Raw genomic sequence first — 14691 nt, 5'->3', positions numbered from 1 at the left:
TAAGATGGCAACCGAAGTTCTGGTCCCGACACTGGGCGAATCGATCACCGAGGCGACGCTGGGCGAGTGGCTCAAGCAGCCGGGCGACGCGGTGGCGGCCGACGAGCCGATCGCGAGCCTCGAGACCGACAAGGTCTCGGTCGAGGTGCCCAGCCCCGTCGCGGGCGTGATGGGTGCGCATGCGGTGGCGATCGGCGATACCGTCGCGGTCGGCGCGATGCTGGCGACGATCGATGCGGCGGGCGCAGCACCCGCGACCGCACAGGCACCGCAGCCCGCCGAGACGAAGTCGCCGGAGCCGGCCCCGGACGCCGAGGCGAGCGGTGACGGCCCCGCGGCGCTCAGCCCGTCGGTGCGGCGCGCGGTGCTCGAGCACGGCGTCGATCCCGCGACGATCAAGGGCACCGGCAAGGACGGCCGCCTGACCAAGGAGGACGTGACCGCCGCGGCCTCGTCGAAGCCGGCCGCCGCGCCTGCGCCCGCCGCGACGCCGACCCCGTCGGTCGCTGCGTCCACCGGTCGCAAGGAGGAGCGCGTCAAGATGACGCGGCTGCGCCAGACGATCGCCAAGCGGCTGAAGGAAGCACAGAACACCGCCGCGATGCTGACGACGTTCAACGACGTCGACATGACCGCGGTCATCGAGGCGCGGACCAAGTACAAGGACCTGTTCGAGAAGAAGCACGGCGTGCGGCTGGGCTTCATGGGCTTCTTCGTGAAAGCCGCGACGATGGCGCTGAAGGACATCCCGTCGGTCAACGCCAGCATCGAGGGCGAGGAGATCGTCTATCACGATTATGCCGACATCTCGGTCGCGGTGTCGTCGCCGGGCGGGCTGGTCGTGCCGGTGATCCGCGATGCGGACCAGCTGTCGGTCGCGGGCATCGAGAAGACGATCGGCGACTTCGGCAAGCGCGCCAAGGACGGCACGCTCAAGATGGACGAGATGAAGGGCGGCACCTTCACGATCTCGAACGGCGGCGTGTTCGGCTCGCTGATGTCGACCCCGATCATCAACCCGCCGCAGTCCGCGGTGCTGGGACTCCACCGGATCGAGGACCGCCCGGTCGTCGTGAACGGGCAGGTCGTGGTGCGGCCGATGATGTACTTGGCGCTGTCGTACGACCACCGGCTGATCGACGGGCGTGAGGCGGTGACCTTCCTCGTCGCGCTCAAGAACGCGATCGAGGATCCGACGCGAATCCTGATCGACCTGTAAGAACGTCCCGCAAGACCCCATATTCCGTTCGGACTGAGCTTGTCGAAGTCCTGTCCTTCTTGAACGGTCGCTAAAGAAGAACAGCCCTTCGACAAGCTCAGGGCGAACGGAGTGTGTGATGGCTGACCAGCAGTACGACTATGACGTCCTCGTGATCGGGTCTGGCCCCGGCGGTTACGTCGCGGCGATCCGTGCGGCGCAGCTGGGCCTGCGGACCGCGTGCGCGGAGAGCCGCGAGACGCTGGGGGGCACTTGCCTGAACGTCGGGTGCATCCCGTCGAAGGCGCTGCTCCACGCGTCCGAGCTGTTCGAGGAGGCGACCGGCGGGCATCTCGCCAAGTTCGGCGTCGAGATCCAGGGCGCGACGCTCAACCTTGAGGCGATGCACGCCGAAAAGGCGAAGGCGGTCGGCGAGCTGACCGGCGGGATCGAATATCTGTTCAAGAAGAACAAGGTAACGTGGCTCAAGGGCCGCGCCGCGTTCAAAGACGCGCACACCGTCGACGTCGGCGGGCAGAGCGTGACCGCGAAGGACATCGTGATCGCGACCGGATCGTCGGTGACGCCGCTGCCGGGCGTCGAGATCGACCAGAGCGTCGTCGTCGATTCAACCGGCGCGCTCGCGCTGCCCAGGGTGCCGGAGCACATGGTGGTGATCGGCGGCGGCGTGATCGGGCTGGAGCTGGGCAGCGTCTGGCGGCGGCTGGGCGCCAAGGTGACGGTCGTCGAGTATCTCGACCAGATCCTGCCCGGCTTCGACGGCGAGGTCCGCAAGGAATCGGCCAAGCTGTTCAAGAAGCAGGGCTTCGAGCTGATGACCGGCACCAAGGTGACCGGCGTCGCCGTGCAGGGCGACAAGGCGAGCGTCCAGGTCGAGCCCGCGGCGGGCGGGGATGGCCAGACGCTGCAGGCCGACGTCGTGCTGGTCGCGATTGGCCGTAAGCCGAACATCGACGGGCTGAACCTCGAGGCGGCGGGCGTGAAGCTGACCGAGCGTGGGCAGGTAGCGATCGATCACGACTTCCGCACCAATGTGGGCGGCGTGTGGGCTATCGGCGACGTCGCGCCGGGGCTGATGCTGGCGCACAAGGCCGAGGACGAGGGCATCGCGGTCGCGGAGAACATCGTGGGGCAGACGGGAATCGTGAACCACGACGTGATCCCGTCGGTTGTCTACACGATGCCCGAGATCGCGGGCGTCGGGCTGACCGAGGAGGTCGCGCGCGAGAAGGGCGCAGAAAACGGGAATGGGGTGAAGGTCGGCAAGTTCCCGATGATGGCGAACAGCCGCGCAAAGACGAACCGCGACACCGACGGCTTCGTCAAGGTGATCGCGGACGCGAAGACCGATCGCGTGCTGGGCGTGTGGGTCGTCGCGAGCCTTGCAGGCACGATGATCGCGCAGGCGGCGCAGGCGATGGAGTTCGGCGCGACCAGCGAGGACATCGCCTATACCTGCCACGCGCACCCCACGCATTCGGAAGCGATGAAGGAAGCCGCGATGGCGGTGCAGGGCAAGCCGATCCATATCTGAGCCGCCCGCGCGTCGCGCCGATGTCGCGACGCGCCCCGGAGTGGCGAATACGAGGGAGTGCGAGTGCATGCCCCGTCGCGATCGCTGGAACCACGTTTCCCCTCAGGGGTTCGCCATACCATGTCCCATGCCGGGACGCGTAACTCTGGACTGCGGTGGGTTCGCGGCCTAGAGAACGCGCTCGTGGGGGAAGCGATTCTTACAATGCGACGGGGAGAGATAGCCGGGGGGACGAACAGTCCAGGTATCCCCGATTCCGTTTTCGCGATGCCGCCCGGCCTCCGCGTGCGGTACGAGCAGCCCGCCGCCACGCTGGGTGAGTACATCACCGGCTATCACGTCTATGTTTCGGACAGCGATCTGCCGCGGATCGACTGGTTCCTGCCCGCCACGGCGAACCTGCGGATCACCTTCGATGCCGGGCCTGTCGAGGTGCGGATCGGCAATCATCGTTTCGGCCCGCTTCCGCAGGCGACGATATTCGGCCCCACCAGTCGCGCGCTGGAAGCGACGACGCAGGGCGGGATCATGATCGGGATCGGTATCAGCGCGCTCGGCTGGGCCAGGCTCGCGCGTCGGCCCGCCTTCGATATTCACAACCGGGTGGTGCCCGCGGTCCAGATCCTGCCCGCCCCGTTCCTTGCCGATCTGATCGCGGCCCTGGATCATGCGGACGGACGTTCGATCGCCCCCGTGCTCGACGCGCATTTCGCAGCGATCCTGAGCGTACCGCATCGCGACGAGGAGGTCATCCGAGGACTGTCCGCGGTGATCGTCGACGATATCGACCACGATATCGCGACCGCAGCGGCGATGGTCGGCGTGCCGAGCGCGCGACTGCGCCGCGTGGCGCTGCGGCATTTCGGATTAACGCCCAAGCTCCTGTTCCGCCGCGCGCGGTTCCTGTGGTCGTACCTCCAGATCGTCGCATCGGGCGATATCGAGGATTACGACGCGATCGACCCGACCTATTTCGACGCATCGCATTTCCTGCGCGATGCACAGACCTTTCTCGGCACGACGCCGCGACGGTTCGCCGCGCGGCCGGCGGACTTCCTCCATGCCAGCCTGCGCGCGCGCCAAGCGGTGCTGGGCGCCGCGACACAGGCGCTCCACGACCCGACGCGCCGTCGCGAAGCGGACGCGGTGCAGGGATTACATTATCGTCATCCGTGCATCATCCCCACGCCATCTGCGGTGGCGTAGCGTCCGTCCTCCACATGAAGGAGGATTCGCGATGACCAGGATGTTCCCCGGCCCGGTACTCGGCGCCGTATTGGGCGCCGTCGCCATGATCGCCATCGCCGGACCGGCCGAGGCCGCGGGCTGTCTCAAGGGGGCTGCGGTCGGCGGGATCGGCGGCCATTTCGTCGGCAAGGGGCATGCGGTGCTCGGCGCGGCGGCCGGATGCGCGATCGGGCATCACCGTGCCAAGGTCGCGGCGCGCAAGGCGGCTACCGCGCCAGCCGCTCCTCGGGCGCGCTGAACCGCGAGCGTCCCTTGTCGCCATCGGGCACCGTGGTCGCGAAGAAGGCGACCCCGGTGCCCGTCGCGCGATCGAGCCACAGACCCGAGCGGAGCGCATAGGCTTCGCCTGCGTGGCCGACATGCGGGCGGCCGTCGGCGAACAGATCGTCGTCGCATCCTGCGCGCGATGTCGGGATCGTCTGCGTCGCAAGGCCGTAGCGGCAGTAGAACCCGTTCGACGTGTCGCCGTTCGTGCCGTCATAGGTCCAGGCCGGTGCCTCCAGCGTCGCGATCGAGGCGGGGGACAGGAAGCCGTCGCCCCCGCGGAGCAGCATCGTGCCGATTCCGGCCAGCCCGCGCATCGAGATCCTGAGCCCGCCCTGCGGCCCGAACACGCCGGCATTCTCGCCGACGCGATAGCGCGCGATGTCGCATGCCTCGCCTGCGCGCACGACGAGCGGGCAGGGGTCGCCGCGCGGATCGTCGCGCGCGACGCTGCCGTCGGCACGGTACAGCACCACCGCGCGCGTCCGCGCCGTGTCCGAACAGCCGAACCAGTTGTAGCAGGCGTCGATCTTCAGTGGCGCGAAGACGGTGCGGGCCATGACGCGATCGAACCGCTCGCCGATCGCGCGTTCGATCACGGTCGCGACGACGGGGAAGTTGAGGTTGGTGTAGCGGAAATAGGTGCCCGCCGCGTGCGCCGCGTCCCACGCCTTCGGGTTGGCGACCCAGTCTTCCAGTCGTACGCCCAGCGGGACCAGATAATCCGCGCCGTCGGTCAGCGAGGAACGATGCGACAGCAGCCGCCGCAGCGTGATCGGCACGTCCGGGAAGGCGGGGTTGCGCAGCCGCCAGCCGAGCGTGTCCGACACGTCGCGATCGAGATCGAGCATGCCCGCCTCGACCAGCCGCATCACCGCGAGCGCGACGACCAGCTTCGAGACGCTCGCGACGCGGACCGGATCGTCCGCGGTCGCGCGGCGCTTCGTCGCGCGGTCCGCTGCGCCCTGGGCGTGGATCGTGGTGGTGCCGGTCGCGTCGAACCCGACGCGCACCTCGGCAGGGCGGGTCGCGCAGGCCGACAGCGTCGCCGCCGCCAGCAGGATCGCGCCGCGCATGATCGTGGTCGTCATCCCCGTCTTGTACCCCGACCGTGGCGATGGTCCAGTCGCGCGGGCGTCTTGCGACCCCGATGTGCGCACCTTAGGTCAGACATGTCATGATCCCAGCCCGTCTCCGCTCGCCCTTCCTGCTCGCCCTCGCTGTGCTGGCGGCCCCGGCCCCGGCCGCGCCCGCAAAGCCGGCGCACGGCACCGTGCGCGTACGGTTCGAGACGTCGATGGGGGCGATCGTGCTGGCGCTCGATTCGCGGCACGCGCCGGCGACCGCGCGCAACTTTCTGGCCTATGTCGACGATCGCCGGTTCGACGACACCACCTTCTACCGCGTCGTCCAGACGCGGGGGGCGCCGACGACGGGGTTCATCCAGGGCGGGATCCGCACCGATGCGCGCCGGATCCTGCCGCCCTTCCCGCTGGAGACGACGACGAAGACCGGGATCCGGCACCTCGACGGCACGATCTCGATGGCGCGGCACAGCGAGCCGGGATCGGCGGGGGGCAATTACTTCATCACGCTGGGCGCGTTGCCGTCGATGGACGCGCGCCCAGGCAATCCGGGCTATGCCGCGTTCGGCCGCGTCGTCGGCGGGATGGACGTCGTCCGGCGGATCCATGCGCGGCAGACCGGGGTCACGGTGCAGGGGGCGAAGGGCCAGTTGCTGCGCCAGCCCGTTCGCGTGCTGACCGTCCGCCGGCTCGATGGCACCGCCCGCCCGACCGGCGGGGTGAAGCCGTGGCTGATCGAGGCGAAACCGAAGCGGTAGGCGCCGGTGTGATCGCCATGGCGCGAGAATGCCGCCCCGGTCTTATGTCCGAAGTGACGATCCCGCAGCGGCCGATCAGGAGGCCATCAGCCGGTCGACATAGCGACGCGGGGTGGTGCCGAGGAACTTGGCCGCGTCGCGCAGGAAGTGCGAGGCGTCGAAATAGCCGTGGTCGCTGATCGCGTCGCCGCCGATGTCCGGCGCCGACAGCCACTGCGCGAACGCCTGGCAGAAGCGCGCGCGCATCACGAGCAGCTTCGGGGGAAAGCCGAAATGACGCATCGCCATGCGGCGCAGCTGCGCCTCGGTCATCGCCATCTGCTCCGCGAGTTCGCTGACATTCGTCGTCGTGCCACGCTCGACCGCAGCGTCGAGGGCGCGGACGCTGTCGGCCTCATGGTGGCGTTTGCGATCGGCAAGGTCCGCGAAGACCGCCTCCAGCGTCGGAACGACGGTATCGACCGTGAGGGCGGGCACGACATCGGCGATGCGGGCGTGGACCTCCGGGGCGACCTGCGCGAGCGGAGTGATCCGGTTGGCCAGCTTGTTCGCGGCGACGCCGGCCACCGCGTTCCAGCCGGCCGGGGTCAAGGTGATGTCGACCATCAGCGCGCCGTTGCGCGCGAACACCGGCGCACGGCTCGTCGGCCCGACGAGCGCGATCGACGGCAGCCGGGCGTAGCGATGGTTGCCGATCGCGCCGGCGCCGCCATCCTCCGCCTGCACGATGCGGATCCTCGCGGCGCCCGGCAAGCGCGAGACGACCCGGCCGGGCCGTACCGGACAGGCCGACTCGGTATCGCTGGGGCGGGAGACCGCGTGGCCGCTGATCGCGTGGCTCAGTGCCGCCGCCGGAATCGTACGTTCGACGGGCTGCCCGGCCAATGCCGCAAGGACGACGTCGATGGCGCCGTCAGGGTCGGCCATGGAAATGGAATGCAGCACCGTATCGATCTCCGCCAAGGTGGCGAGCGGCAAGAGGGCGCGCGTGACATGCTGCCGAAAGCCGCTCCCCTTGCGCGAGCGGGTTACAGCGTCACGATGGCCGTTCCATGCCTGCGCGTATCACCGGTGAGACGCGACGGTGGCGATCGTGGCCGGGATATCGTGGCGGGATCAGGCGCCCTCCCCGCCGTCGATGTCGCGCAGGTTTTCCTGCCACCGCACCATCTGTCGCGCCGCATCGTCGCGCGGGTGCATCGATGTCATCGCGGCGCGATATTCGCCCGGGCGCATCCCGTACCGCTCGAGGAACAGCCGGCTGGCATGCGCCTCGCTCTTGAGCCCGACATCGAACACCAGCTGCGCGAACGACCGGTCGTTCGCCGCGTCGCCCAGTGCGACGCGCAACGCCTCCAGCCGGCGCGTGCGGATATAGCCGGCGATCCCGCCCTGCGCGCGGAATGCCCGGTACAGCGTGGCCCGCGCGACTCCGGCGCGGGCGATCACCTGATCCGCATCGAACTCCGGATCGGCGATGTTGGCGTCGACCAGCGCGCGCACCCGCCCGATCCGGATCGCGTCGCGGATCGCCACCGCGGATGGATCCGCCGCGTCGCCCGCGGTTCCGATCGCTGCGGCGATCAGGGTGATCAACGCATGCGCCGCGGGGATCGCGGTGGCGTCGGCCAGCGTATCGAGCCGGCGCAGCAGGGCGGTGACGAAGTCGATCAGCAGCGCCGCCTCACCCGCGCCGACGAAGCGGCCGTGCATCCCCTCGGTCGCACCGATCGTGCCGACGAACCGGCTTCGCGCGATGCTCGACGTCACGACATGGGCGTGGCGGCTGCGGTTGCGCATCGGCGCGAGCGTGTCCGCCACTACGCCGCATCCCGGCGGGATCGTCCGCCACCCTTCGCCGGTATCGATCTCGAACCCGCCCGACACCACCAGGGTGATCGTCAGGTGATCGAACCCGTCGAGCGCGACACGGTCCGCGCTGCGCGTATGCGCGACGTCGTTCAGGTGCCGGGAGAAGATGTTGATGCGATCAAGTCGTAGCGCGGAAACACGGGCCCGGAAATCCGGGCCGGTCTGCTCGGCGTCCGCCCCGCGCGCGTAGAAGCGGCGGTAGCGCTCGAACCCTGTATTCGGGCCGGTATCGGGGCCGGCATCGGGGGACGCCTCGTCGCTGTCGAACGCAAGCGTCTCGACGCCGGTCGGCGCCGCGAGCGGGAGTGGCCACCCCTCGCCCGACCGGGTGTCGTCGCTCATCGCGCCACCGACCAGGATCGCGGGACTAAGAGTGACGCGACCGCGATCGCGGCCGCGCCGATGCCGACCGCCAGCATCGCGCGGCCGATCGACGCCGGATCCTGCGTGCTCGCCATCCCGACCAGCCACGGGCCCATCCCCGCGCCGACCACCGTCGTCACCGCCAGATATGCGCCGTTCACGCCGCCGCGGCGCGCAGGTTCGACGGCGGCCTGGATCGCGAACAGCGTGAGGAACGTCGCGCTGCCGCTGGCGAGGACCGCGACGAACGCAGCGGCCGCGGACAGCGCGGACGTCGCACCGGTCGCCATCACCCATAGCGGTGCGAGTGCGATAACGAGCGCCACCGCCGCGGCGGGCAACGGCGCACGCGCGATCCGCGGATCGCGCGTCGCCAGCCAGCCGCCCAGCGCCTGCGCCGCCGGCGCGCCGACCATCGCGATCACACCCGCCAGCGTGGCGGCCTGGGCGGGGGAGAGTGCATGTCGCTCGGCGAGGAACAGCGGATACCAGGTCGCGGTCGCCTGCGTGGCGCCGACCGCGGCGGCGCCGACCGCGAACATCGCGGCGAAGGCGGGCCAGCGCCGCGCCGGGGGCCCGGCGGCCCGGTCCATCGCACCGGGCCTGGCCGCCGGCAGAATGCGAAGCAGCGCGATCGCGATCATCGTCTGCGGCACCAGCAGCGCCAGCGCGGGCCATCGCCACGTATCCGCAGTCGACCCTGCGATCATCGTCGCGATCGACAGGATCGCGCCGGCCAAGACGAGTGCCGCCCCGCGACCGAAGCTCGACGCCATGGTGAAGCCGGCGAGCGCCGCCGCGCGGTCCCGCGCCTGCGTACCCGACATCAGCAGCGAGACGGCGGGTGCGAGGAACGCGGCCTGTCCCACGCCGAGCAGGACGCGCGAGGCGAGCTGCGCCGCGACCGAAGGCGAAATGGCCATCGTCACCGTGGCCGCGACCACCAGCGCGAAACCGCCGGCGACGAGGATGCGGCCATGTCGGGCCCCCCGATCCGACGCCAGCCCGAACGCGAACGACCCGAGGCCGAACGGAACCGCGAGTGCGGGCCCCAGCAGCAGCCCGAGCGTCGCGTTGTCGAACGTGCCGGCCTGCTTCAGCACCGGCGCGATCCCCGGCAGAAGGAACCGCATCGCGAACCCGGCGAGGTTCGCAGCCGCCAGGACCAGGACGAGCGAAGCGCCTGGCGAGCCGATGGTCGCCCGATCGATTCGCGACGTCATTGCCCAAGCCTGTCCGGACGATACGACCACATTCGAACCCTTTAGGGCCCGACCGGAATGGAGCAAGGGGGCGCGATGGCCCCGTTCCGTATCGGTCCGGGGCGATCGCGGTGGGCCTCTAGCGTGGACGGGACAGGAACCGCGCGATGACGCCGTCCACCGCGTTGCCGACCGCATCGGCCAGCGCTTGCGGGTCCGGGATGCCCACGGGCGGGGGCGTACCGGGGGCGGGCGCGGGCGGTTCGCCCGTGGTCGGGGCGGGCCCGTGCGACGGACGCGGGCGCTGCGCCGCCGCCGCGATCGCAGCGGCGGCGATCGACAGACCGCCTGCGATCATCGCCTGTCCCTCGGCGGTCGCCGCCTTGGCCAGGATCGTGTTGCCGGCGCGGCGCAGGTCCTTGGGCAGCTTCACCCCCGCGATCGTCTTGGGGATCCGCTTCTTCGTCTTGTCCTTGGCCATGCGTGCCTCCCGCGAACGTGTATCGCGAATATAATACACGTCGCGTGTGCGGCAAGGGACGAAGGGGTCAATCCGCCAGCCGATGGAGTTGTGCGATCAGCTGGCCCTGGCGATTCACCCCGGTCTTGGCGAAGATGTTCTTCACATGGCTGCGCGCGGTCGCGATCGACGTGCCCGTGGCCGTGGCGTGATCCTCGACCGAACCGCCTGCGATCAAGGTTTCGAGCAGGGCGCATTCGGCCTGGGTCAACGCATGAAGCGCGCGTGCGCGCCCGACCGCGCGTCGCTGCCGGGCCGCCGCCGACGAGGTGCGCACGACGCAGCGCCGTACGCCGCCGTCCAGTCCACCGAGCGGATCGACGAAGACCAGTGCGTCACCCATCGCCAGTGTCGTGCTTGTGGCATGCACCGTCGTGGTCGCGCTCGCGATCGCCTTGCGGAAGGCGGGCTGGTGTGCAGGATCGACAGCCGCCAGCCGGACCTGGCCCGCGGCATCCGCGCGGACGATCACCGGCAGGCCGGCAGGCGCGGCTGCGCTCGACCACAGGACCCGTAGCGCGGCATCCACGACGACGTTGCAGGCATCGTCGCCGTCGAACAGCGATTCCAGCGTATCGATCCGCGCGCGTTGCGCCGCGATGCGCGACCGCGTCGCGAGCGCGCGGTGCAGGTGCGGGACCAGCCGGGTGAGCCGGGCGACGTTCCCCTCGGTATCGACGGATCGTCCGGCCGCGCGCAGGAACGTCATCGAATACCGTGTATCCGCCGCGTCTATCATCAGGCCGGTGCAATGGACGGCGTCGGTGACCGTGCGCAGATAGTCGCGGTAGAAGGCGGTCTCGACCAGCGTCGCGCGGGGAACCAGCCGATCGAGATCGACCGCGACGAACGGCGTGGCCCGCCGGCCCGCGTCCAGCCACGGATCGACGTGGTGGAAATGCTCACGGTAGATCGGCTCCGCCAGCGCGGAATAGCCGCGCAACGCGACGACCGAGGGCGTCTCGCCGAGCGCGATCAGCGAGGCGGTGGGCGTGCCGAGATGATCCCCCAGCCGCGCGATCATCGCATCGGGATCGTCGGCGTCGACCAGCGTGTCGTAGATGTCGCCGACGATCGCGTCGTGGCGGGCGAGCGGCATCGAGATCCTCCGTCGAGATGCCCGGCCCGCGTTGGGCGGAAACGGTGCGAGCGTGGAGGAGACCGGGGATGGCGCGGGGAGTCAATCTCCTCGCGCACCGCGTCCTGTCCGGTTCCGACGCATCGTCGGGCCGCCGCCGGCTCTGCGACGGGGCGATCGGGGTGAAGCTGGTGGCGGTCGGCATCGCGCCCGCGGCGATTTGGGCGAAGAGGGCCTGTGCGCCCGCACCGGTGCCGCCGCGGTCGTAGCAGAGCCGCCCGGTCGCATTGCCGGGCAGCCTGTTGTCGGACGCATCGCCGATGCCGTTCAGCGTGCTCGTACCGGTCAGGAAGAGGTGTTCGAGCCTGGCCCGCAGCATGTAGCCGCTGCGGCTGTAGACCGTATCGATCCCGTCAACCGGGTTTTCGACCCCCTGATCCCGCGAACCGTTGATGTGATAGCTGTCGTCGCCCGCGCCGCCGACCAGCATCGTATAGTCGGCGCCGATCAAGGAAGCCGGCGCACCGACATCGTATGATGCTGTCGATCCTGCGTACCGCGGACATATGGCGCATGAGACTTGGTGTCCCTATTTTGCACTCTAGCCCATTGCCCGGAACAGAAGTAGAACCCACCCCATGCTGACCAAGATCTCCGTCCGCGGCGCGCGCGAGCATAATCTCAAGGATGTGTCCGTCGACATTCCCCGGGATACGCTGACGGTCATCACCGGGCTGTCGGGGTCGGGCAAGTCGAGCCTCGCGTTCGACACGATCTATGCCGAGGGGCAGCGGCGCTATGTCGAGAGCCTGAGCGCCTATGCGCGGCAGTTCCTCGAGCTGATGCAGAAGCCCGATGTCGATCATATCGAGGGGCTGAGCCCGGCGATCTCGATCGAGCAGAAGACGACGTCGCGCAATCCGCGCTCGACGGTAGCGACCGTGACCGAGATCTATGATTACATGCGGCTGCTGTGGGCGCGCGTCGGGGTGCCGTACAGCCCGGCGACCGGCGAGCCGATCGCGGCGCAGACCGTCAGCCAGATGGTCGACCGGGTGCTCGCGCTGCCGGAAGGGACGCGGCTGTACCTGCTCGCGCCCGTCGTGCGCGGGCGCAAGGGCGAGTACCGGAAGGAGATGGCGGAGTGGCAGAAGGCGGGCTTCACCCGCGTCCGCATCGACGGCACCGTCCACGAGATCGACGAGGCGCCCGCGCTCGACAAGAAGTTCAAGCACGACATCGAGGTGGTGGTCGACCGGCTGGTGGTACGCGGCGACATCGCGACGCGGCTGGCGGAGAGCTTCGAGACCGCGCTGAAGCTGGCGGAGGGCCTGGCCTATGTCGACCCCGCCGACCCGGTCGAGCCCGCGACGCCCAAGAGCGCGATCCTGGGCGATCACGCGCCCGACGGGCGGATCGTGTTCAGCGAGAAGTTCGCCTGCCCGGTCAGCGGGTTCACGATCAGCGAGATCGAACCGCGGTTGTTCTCGTTCAACGCGCCGCAGGGTGCGTGCCCGGCGTGCGACGGCCTGGGTGAGAAGCTGATCTTCGACGAGGACTTGGTCGTCCCCAACCATGCGCTGAGCCTCAAGAAGGGCGCGGTGGTGCCTTGGGCGAAGTCCAACCCGCCCTCGCCCTATTACATGCAGGTGCTGGGCTCGCTGGCGAAGGCGTTCGACTTCTCGCTCGACACGGCGTGGGGCGAACTGCCCGAGGCGGTGCGCGACACGATCCTGTACGGGACGAAGGGCAAGCCGGTGACGCTGACCTTCATCGACGGGAAGAAGGCGTACGACGTCAAGAAGCCGTTCGAGGGCGTGATCGGCAACCTCAACCGCCGGATGCTGTCGACCGAGAGCGCGTGGATGCGCGAGGAGCTGTCGAAATACCAGTCCGCGCAGGCGTGCGAGGTGTGCGGCGGCGCGCGGCTGAAGCCCGAGGCGCTGGCGGTGAAGGTGGCGATGCAGGACATCAGCTATGCGACGCACCTGTCGGTGGTCGACGCGCTGGCGTTCTTCACGGACCTGCCCGCGCATCTGGGCGACCAGCAGAATGCGATCGCGGAGCGGATCCTGAAGGAGATCGTCGAGCGGCTGGGGTTCCTCAACAATGTCGGGCTCGATTACCTCAACCTCGACCGGACGAGCGGGACGCTGTCGGGGGGCGAGAGCCAGCGGATCCGGCTGGCGTCGCAGATCGGATCCGGGCTGTCGGGGGTGCTCTACGTGCTCGACGAGCCGTCGATCGGGCTGCACCAGCGCGACAACGACATGCTGCTCAAGACGCTGCGGCGACTGCGCGACCTAGGCAACACCGTGCTGGTCGTCGAGCATGACGAGGATGCGATCCGCACCGCGGACTATGTCATCGACATGGGGCCAGGCGCGGGGGTGCATGGCGGCGAGATCGTCGCGCAGGGGACGCTCAAGCAGCTGCTGAAATCGAAGACAAGCATCACCGCGGACTATCTCAACGGCACGCGCGCGGTGCCGCTGCCCGAGGAGCGGCGCAAGGGCAACGGCAAGAAGCTGACGGTGCACAACGCAACCGCGAACAACCTGACGGGCGTCACCGCGAGCATTCCGCTGGGCACCTTCACCTGCATCACCGGGGTGTCGGGATCGGGCAAGTCGAGCTTCACGATCGACACGCTCTATGCCGCTGCCGCGCGCGAGCTGAACGGCGCGCGGATCCTGGCGGGCAGGCACGACAGGATCACCGGGCTGCAGTATCTCGACAAGGTGATCGACATCGACCAGTCGCCGATCGGCCGCACCCCGCGATCGAACCCGGCGACCTATACCGGCAGCTTCACGCAGATCCGCGACTGGTTCGCCGGACTGCCGGAAAGCGCGGCACGCGGGTACAAGCCCGGGCGGTTCAGCTTCAACGTCAAGGGCGGACGGTGCGAGGCATGCCAGGGCGACGGCGTGCTCAAGATCGAGATGCACTTCCTGCCCGACGTCTACGTCACGTGCGACGTGTGCCACGGCGCGCGCTACAACCGCGAGACGCTGGAGGTGAAGTTCAAGGGGCACTCGATCGCCGACGTGCTCGACATGACCGTCGAGGACGCCGCCGAGTTCTTCAAGGCGGTGCCGCCGATCCGCGACAAGATGGCGATGCTCGTGGAGGTGGGGCTGGGCTACGTCAAGGTCGGGCAGCAGGCGACGACGCTGTCGGGCGGCGAGGCGCAGCGCGTGAAGCTGGCGAAGGAGCTGTCGCGGCGCGCGACAGGCAACACGCTGTATATCCTCGACGAACCGACGACGGGGCTGCATTTCGAGGACGTGCGCAAGCTGCTCGAAGTGCTCCACGCGCTGGTCGAGCAGGGCAACACGGTGGTGGTCATCGAACACAATCTCGACGTCATCAAGACCGCGGACTGGGTGCTCGACCTGGGGCCGGAGGGCGGGGTGAAGGGGGGCGAGATCGTCGCCGAGGGGACGCCCGAGACGGTCGCGAAGGAGAAGCGGAGCTTCACGGGCAAGTATCTGGCGCCGTTGTTGAAGCGCGGGGTGAAGGCGGCGGCGTGAGCCTTGGCGCGC

General features: G+C 69.2%; 13 protein-coding genes. 7 read left to right on the top strand and 6 right to left on the bottom strand.

Annotated elements, in window-relative coordinates; genetic code table 11:
- Positions 1-4 precede the first annotated feature (4 nt).
- From odhB to ACV7NO_RS00650, 4 genes are all read left to right on the top strand, one after another.
- Positions 5-1219: a 2-oxoglutarate dehydrogenase complex dihydrolipoyllysine-residue succinyltransferase gene (gene odhB / locus ACV7NO_RS00665; protein ID WP_463404116.1), complete on the top strand. Its 1215-nt coding sequence runs from the start codon at positions 5-7 to the stop codon at positions 1217-1219.
- 118 nt (positions 1220-1337) lie between these two features.
- The gene (gene lpdA, locus ACV7NO_RS00660) at positions 1338-2753 is read left to right on the top strand and encodes a dihydrolipoyl dehydrogenase (protein WP_463404115.1); all 1416 of its coding nucleotides are present in this window, start codon (positions 1338-1340) and stop codon (positions 2751-2753) included.
- Positions 2754-3020: 267 nt separating this feature from the next.
- Positions 3021-3959, top strand: a complete 939-nt coding sequence (locus tag ACV7NO_RS00655) for a helix-turn-helix domain-containing protein (RefSeq protein ID WP_463404114.1) — start codon at positions 3021-3023, stop codon at positions 3957-3959.
- Between the two features lie 31 nt (positions 3960-3990).
- Positions 3991-4239 carry a hypothetical protein gene (locus ACV7NO_RS00650; protein WP_463404113.1) on the top strand — a complete coding sequence of 83 codons (249 nt, stop codon included), beginning with the start codon at positions 3991-3993 and terminating at the stop codon, positions 4237-4239.
- On the opposite strand, the gene ACV7NO_RS00645 is transcribed toward ACV7NO_RS00650, so the two are convergent.
- Positions 4208-5356 (bottom strand): serine hydrolase domain-containing protein, encoded by a 1149-nt coding sequence (locus tag ACV7NO_RS00645; RefSeq protein ID WP_463404112.1) that lies wholly within the window; start codon positions 5354-5356, stop codon positions 4208-4210. The two genes, ACV7NO_RS00650 and ACV7NO_RS00645, sit on opposite strands and share 32 nt — an antisense overlap.
- 86 nt (positions 5357-5442) lie before the next feature.
- Here ACV7NO_RS00645 and ACV7NO_RS00640 point away from each other — a divergent pair, with 86 nt between their 5' ends.
- Positions 5443-6108 carry a peptidylprolyl isomerase gene (locus ACV7NO_RS00640; RefSeq protein ID WP_463404111.1) on the top strand — a complete coding sequence of 222 codons (666 nt, stop codon included), beginning with the start codon at positions 5443-5445 and terminating at the stop codon, positions 6106-6108.
- Between the two features lie 75 nt (positions 6109-6183).
- Here the strand turns inward: ACV7NO_RS00640 and ACV7NO_RS00635 are convergent, their stop codons facing one another.
- From ACV7NO_RS00635 to ACV7NO_RS00615, 5 genes are all read right to left on the bottom strand, one after another.
- On the bottom strand, positions 6184-7035 hold the full coding sequence (locus ACV7NO_RS00635) for a helix-turn-helix domain-containing protein (protein WP_463404110.1): 852 nt from the start codon (positions 7033-7035) through the stop codon (positions 6184-6186).
- A gap of 189 nt (positions 7036-7224) precedes the next feature.
- The gene (locus tag ACV7NO_RS00630; RefSeq protein ID WP_463404109.1) at positions 7225-8322 is read right to left on the bottom strand and encodes a helix-turn-helix domain-containing protein; all 1098 of its coding nucleotides are present in this window, start codon (positions 8320-8322) and stop codon (positions 7225-7227) included.
- Positions 8319-9566 carry an MFS transporter gene (locus ACV7NO_RS00625; protein ID WP_463404108.1) on the bottom strand — a complete coding sequence of 416 codons (1248 nt, stop codon included), beginning with the start codon at positions 9564-9566 and terminating at the stop codon, positions 8319-8321. The genes ACV7NO_RS00630 and ACV7NO_RS00625 overlap by 4 nt, the downstream gene beginning before the upstream one ends.
- Positions 9567-9684: 118 nt before the next feature.
- Positions 9685-10026, bottom strand: a complete 342-nt coding sequence (locus ACV7NO_RS00620; RefSeq protein WP_463404107.1) for a hypothetical protein — start codon at positions 10024-10026, stop codon at positions 9685-9687.
- Between the two features lie 67 nt (positions 10027-10093).
- On the bottom strand, positions 10094-11164 hold the full coding sequence (locus ACV7NO_RS00615; protein ID WP_463404106.1) for a helix-turn-helix transcriptional regulator: 1071 nt from the start codon (positions 11162-11164) through the stop codon (positions 10094-10096).
- 68 nt (positions 11165-11232) lie between these two features.
- Here ACV7NO_RS00615 and ACV7NO_RS00610 point away from each other — a divergent pair, with 68 nt between their 5' ends.
- Positions 11233-11412 (top strand): hypothetical protein, encoded by a 180-nt coding sequence (locus ACV7NO_RS00610; RefSeq protein WP_463404105.1) that lies wholly within the window; start codon positions 11233-11235, stop codon positions 11410-11412.
- A gap of 369 nt (positions 11413-11781) precedes the next feature.
- Entirely contained in the window at positions 11782-14679 is a 2898-nt protein-coding gene (uvrA, locus tag ACV7NO_RS00605) for an excinuclease ABC subunit UvrA (protein ID WP_463404104.1), read from the top strand.
- The last annotated feature ends 12 nt before the right edge of the window (positions 14680-14691 follow it).

It is taken from the genome of Sphingomonas sp. Ell38C01 (assembly GCF_055231975.1).
The sequence above is the reverse complement of the archived record's forward strand: the minus strand, read 5'-3'. Positions and strand labels throughout refer to the sequence as shown.

Coding starts and splice junctions, on each gene's coding strand:
- odhB (WP_463404116.1), top strand. CDS start 5: ATGGCAACCGAAGTTCTGGTCCCGACACTGGGCGAATCGATCACCGAG.
- lpdA (WP_463404115.1), top strand. CDS start 1,338: ATGGCTGACCAGCAGTACGACTATGACGTCCTCGTGATCGGGTCTGGC.
- ACV7NO_RS00655 (WP_463404114.1), top strand. CDS start 3,021: ATGCCGCCCGGCCTCCGCGTGCGGTACGAGCAGCCCGCCGCCACGCTG.
- ACV7NO_RS00650 (WP_463404113.1), top strand. CDS start 3,991: ATGACCAGGATGTTCCCCGGCCCGGTACTCGGCGCCGTATTGGGCGCC.
- ACV7NO_RS00645 (WP_463404112.1), bottom strand. CDS start 5,356: ATGACGACCACGATCATGCGCGGCGCGATCCTGCTGGCGGCGGCGACG.
- ACV7NO_RS00640 (WP_463404111.1), top strand. CDS start 5,443: ATGATCCCAGCCCGTCTCCGCTCGCCCTTCCTGCTCGCCCTCGCTGTG.
- ACV7NO_RS00635 (WP_463404110.1), bottom strand. CDS start 7,035: ATGGCCGACCCTGACGGCGCCATCGACGTCGTCCTTGCGGCATTGGCC.
- ACV7NO_RS00630 (WP_463404109.1), bottom strand. CDS start 8,322: ATGAGCGACGACACCCGGTCGGGCGAGGGGTGGCCACTCCCGCTCGCG.
- ACV7NO_RS00625 (WP_463404108.1), bottom strand. CDS start 9,566: ATGACGTCGCGAATCGATCGGGCGACCATCGGCTCGCCAGGCGCTTCG.
- ACV7NO_RS00620 (WP_463404107.1), bottom strand. CDS start 10,026: ATGGCCAAGGACAAGACGAAGAAGCGGATCCCCAAGACGATCGCGGGG.
- ACV7NO_RS00615 (WP_463404106.1), bottom strand. CDS start 11,164: ATGCCGCTCGCCCGCCACGACGCGATCGTCGGCGACATCTACGACACG.
- ACV7NO_RS00610 (WP_463404105.1), top strand. CDS start 11,233: ATGGCGCGGGGAGTCAATCTCCTCGCGCACCGCGTCCTGTCCGGTTCC.
- uvrA (WP_463404104.1), top strand. CDS start 11,782: ATGCTGACCAAGATCTCCGTCCGCGGCGCGCGCGAGCATAATCTCAAG.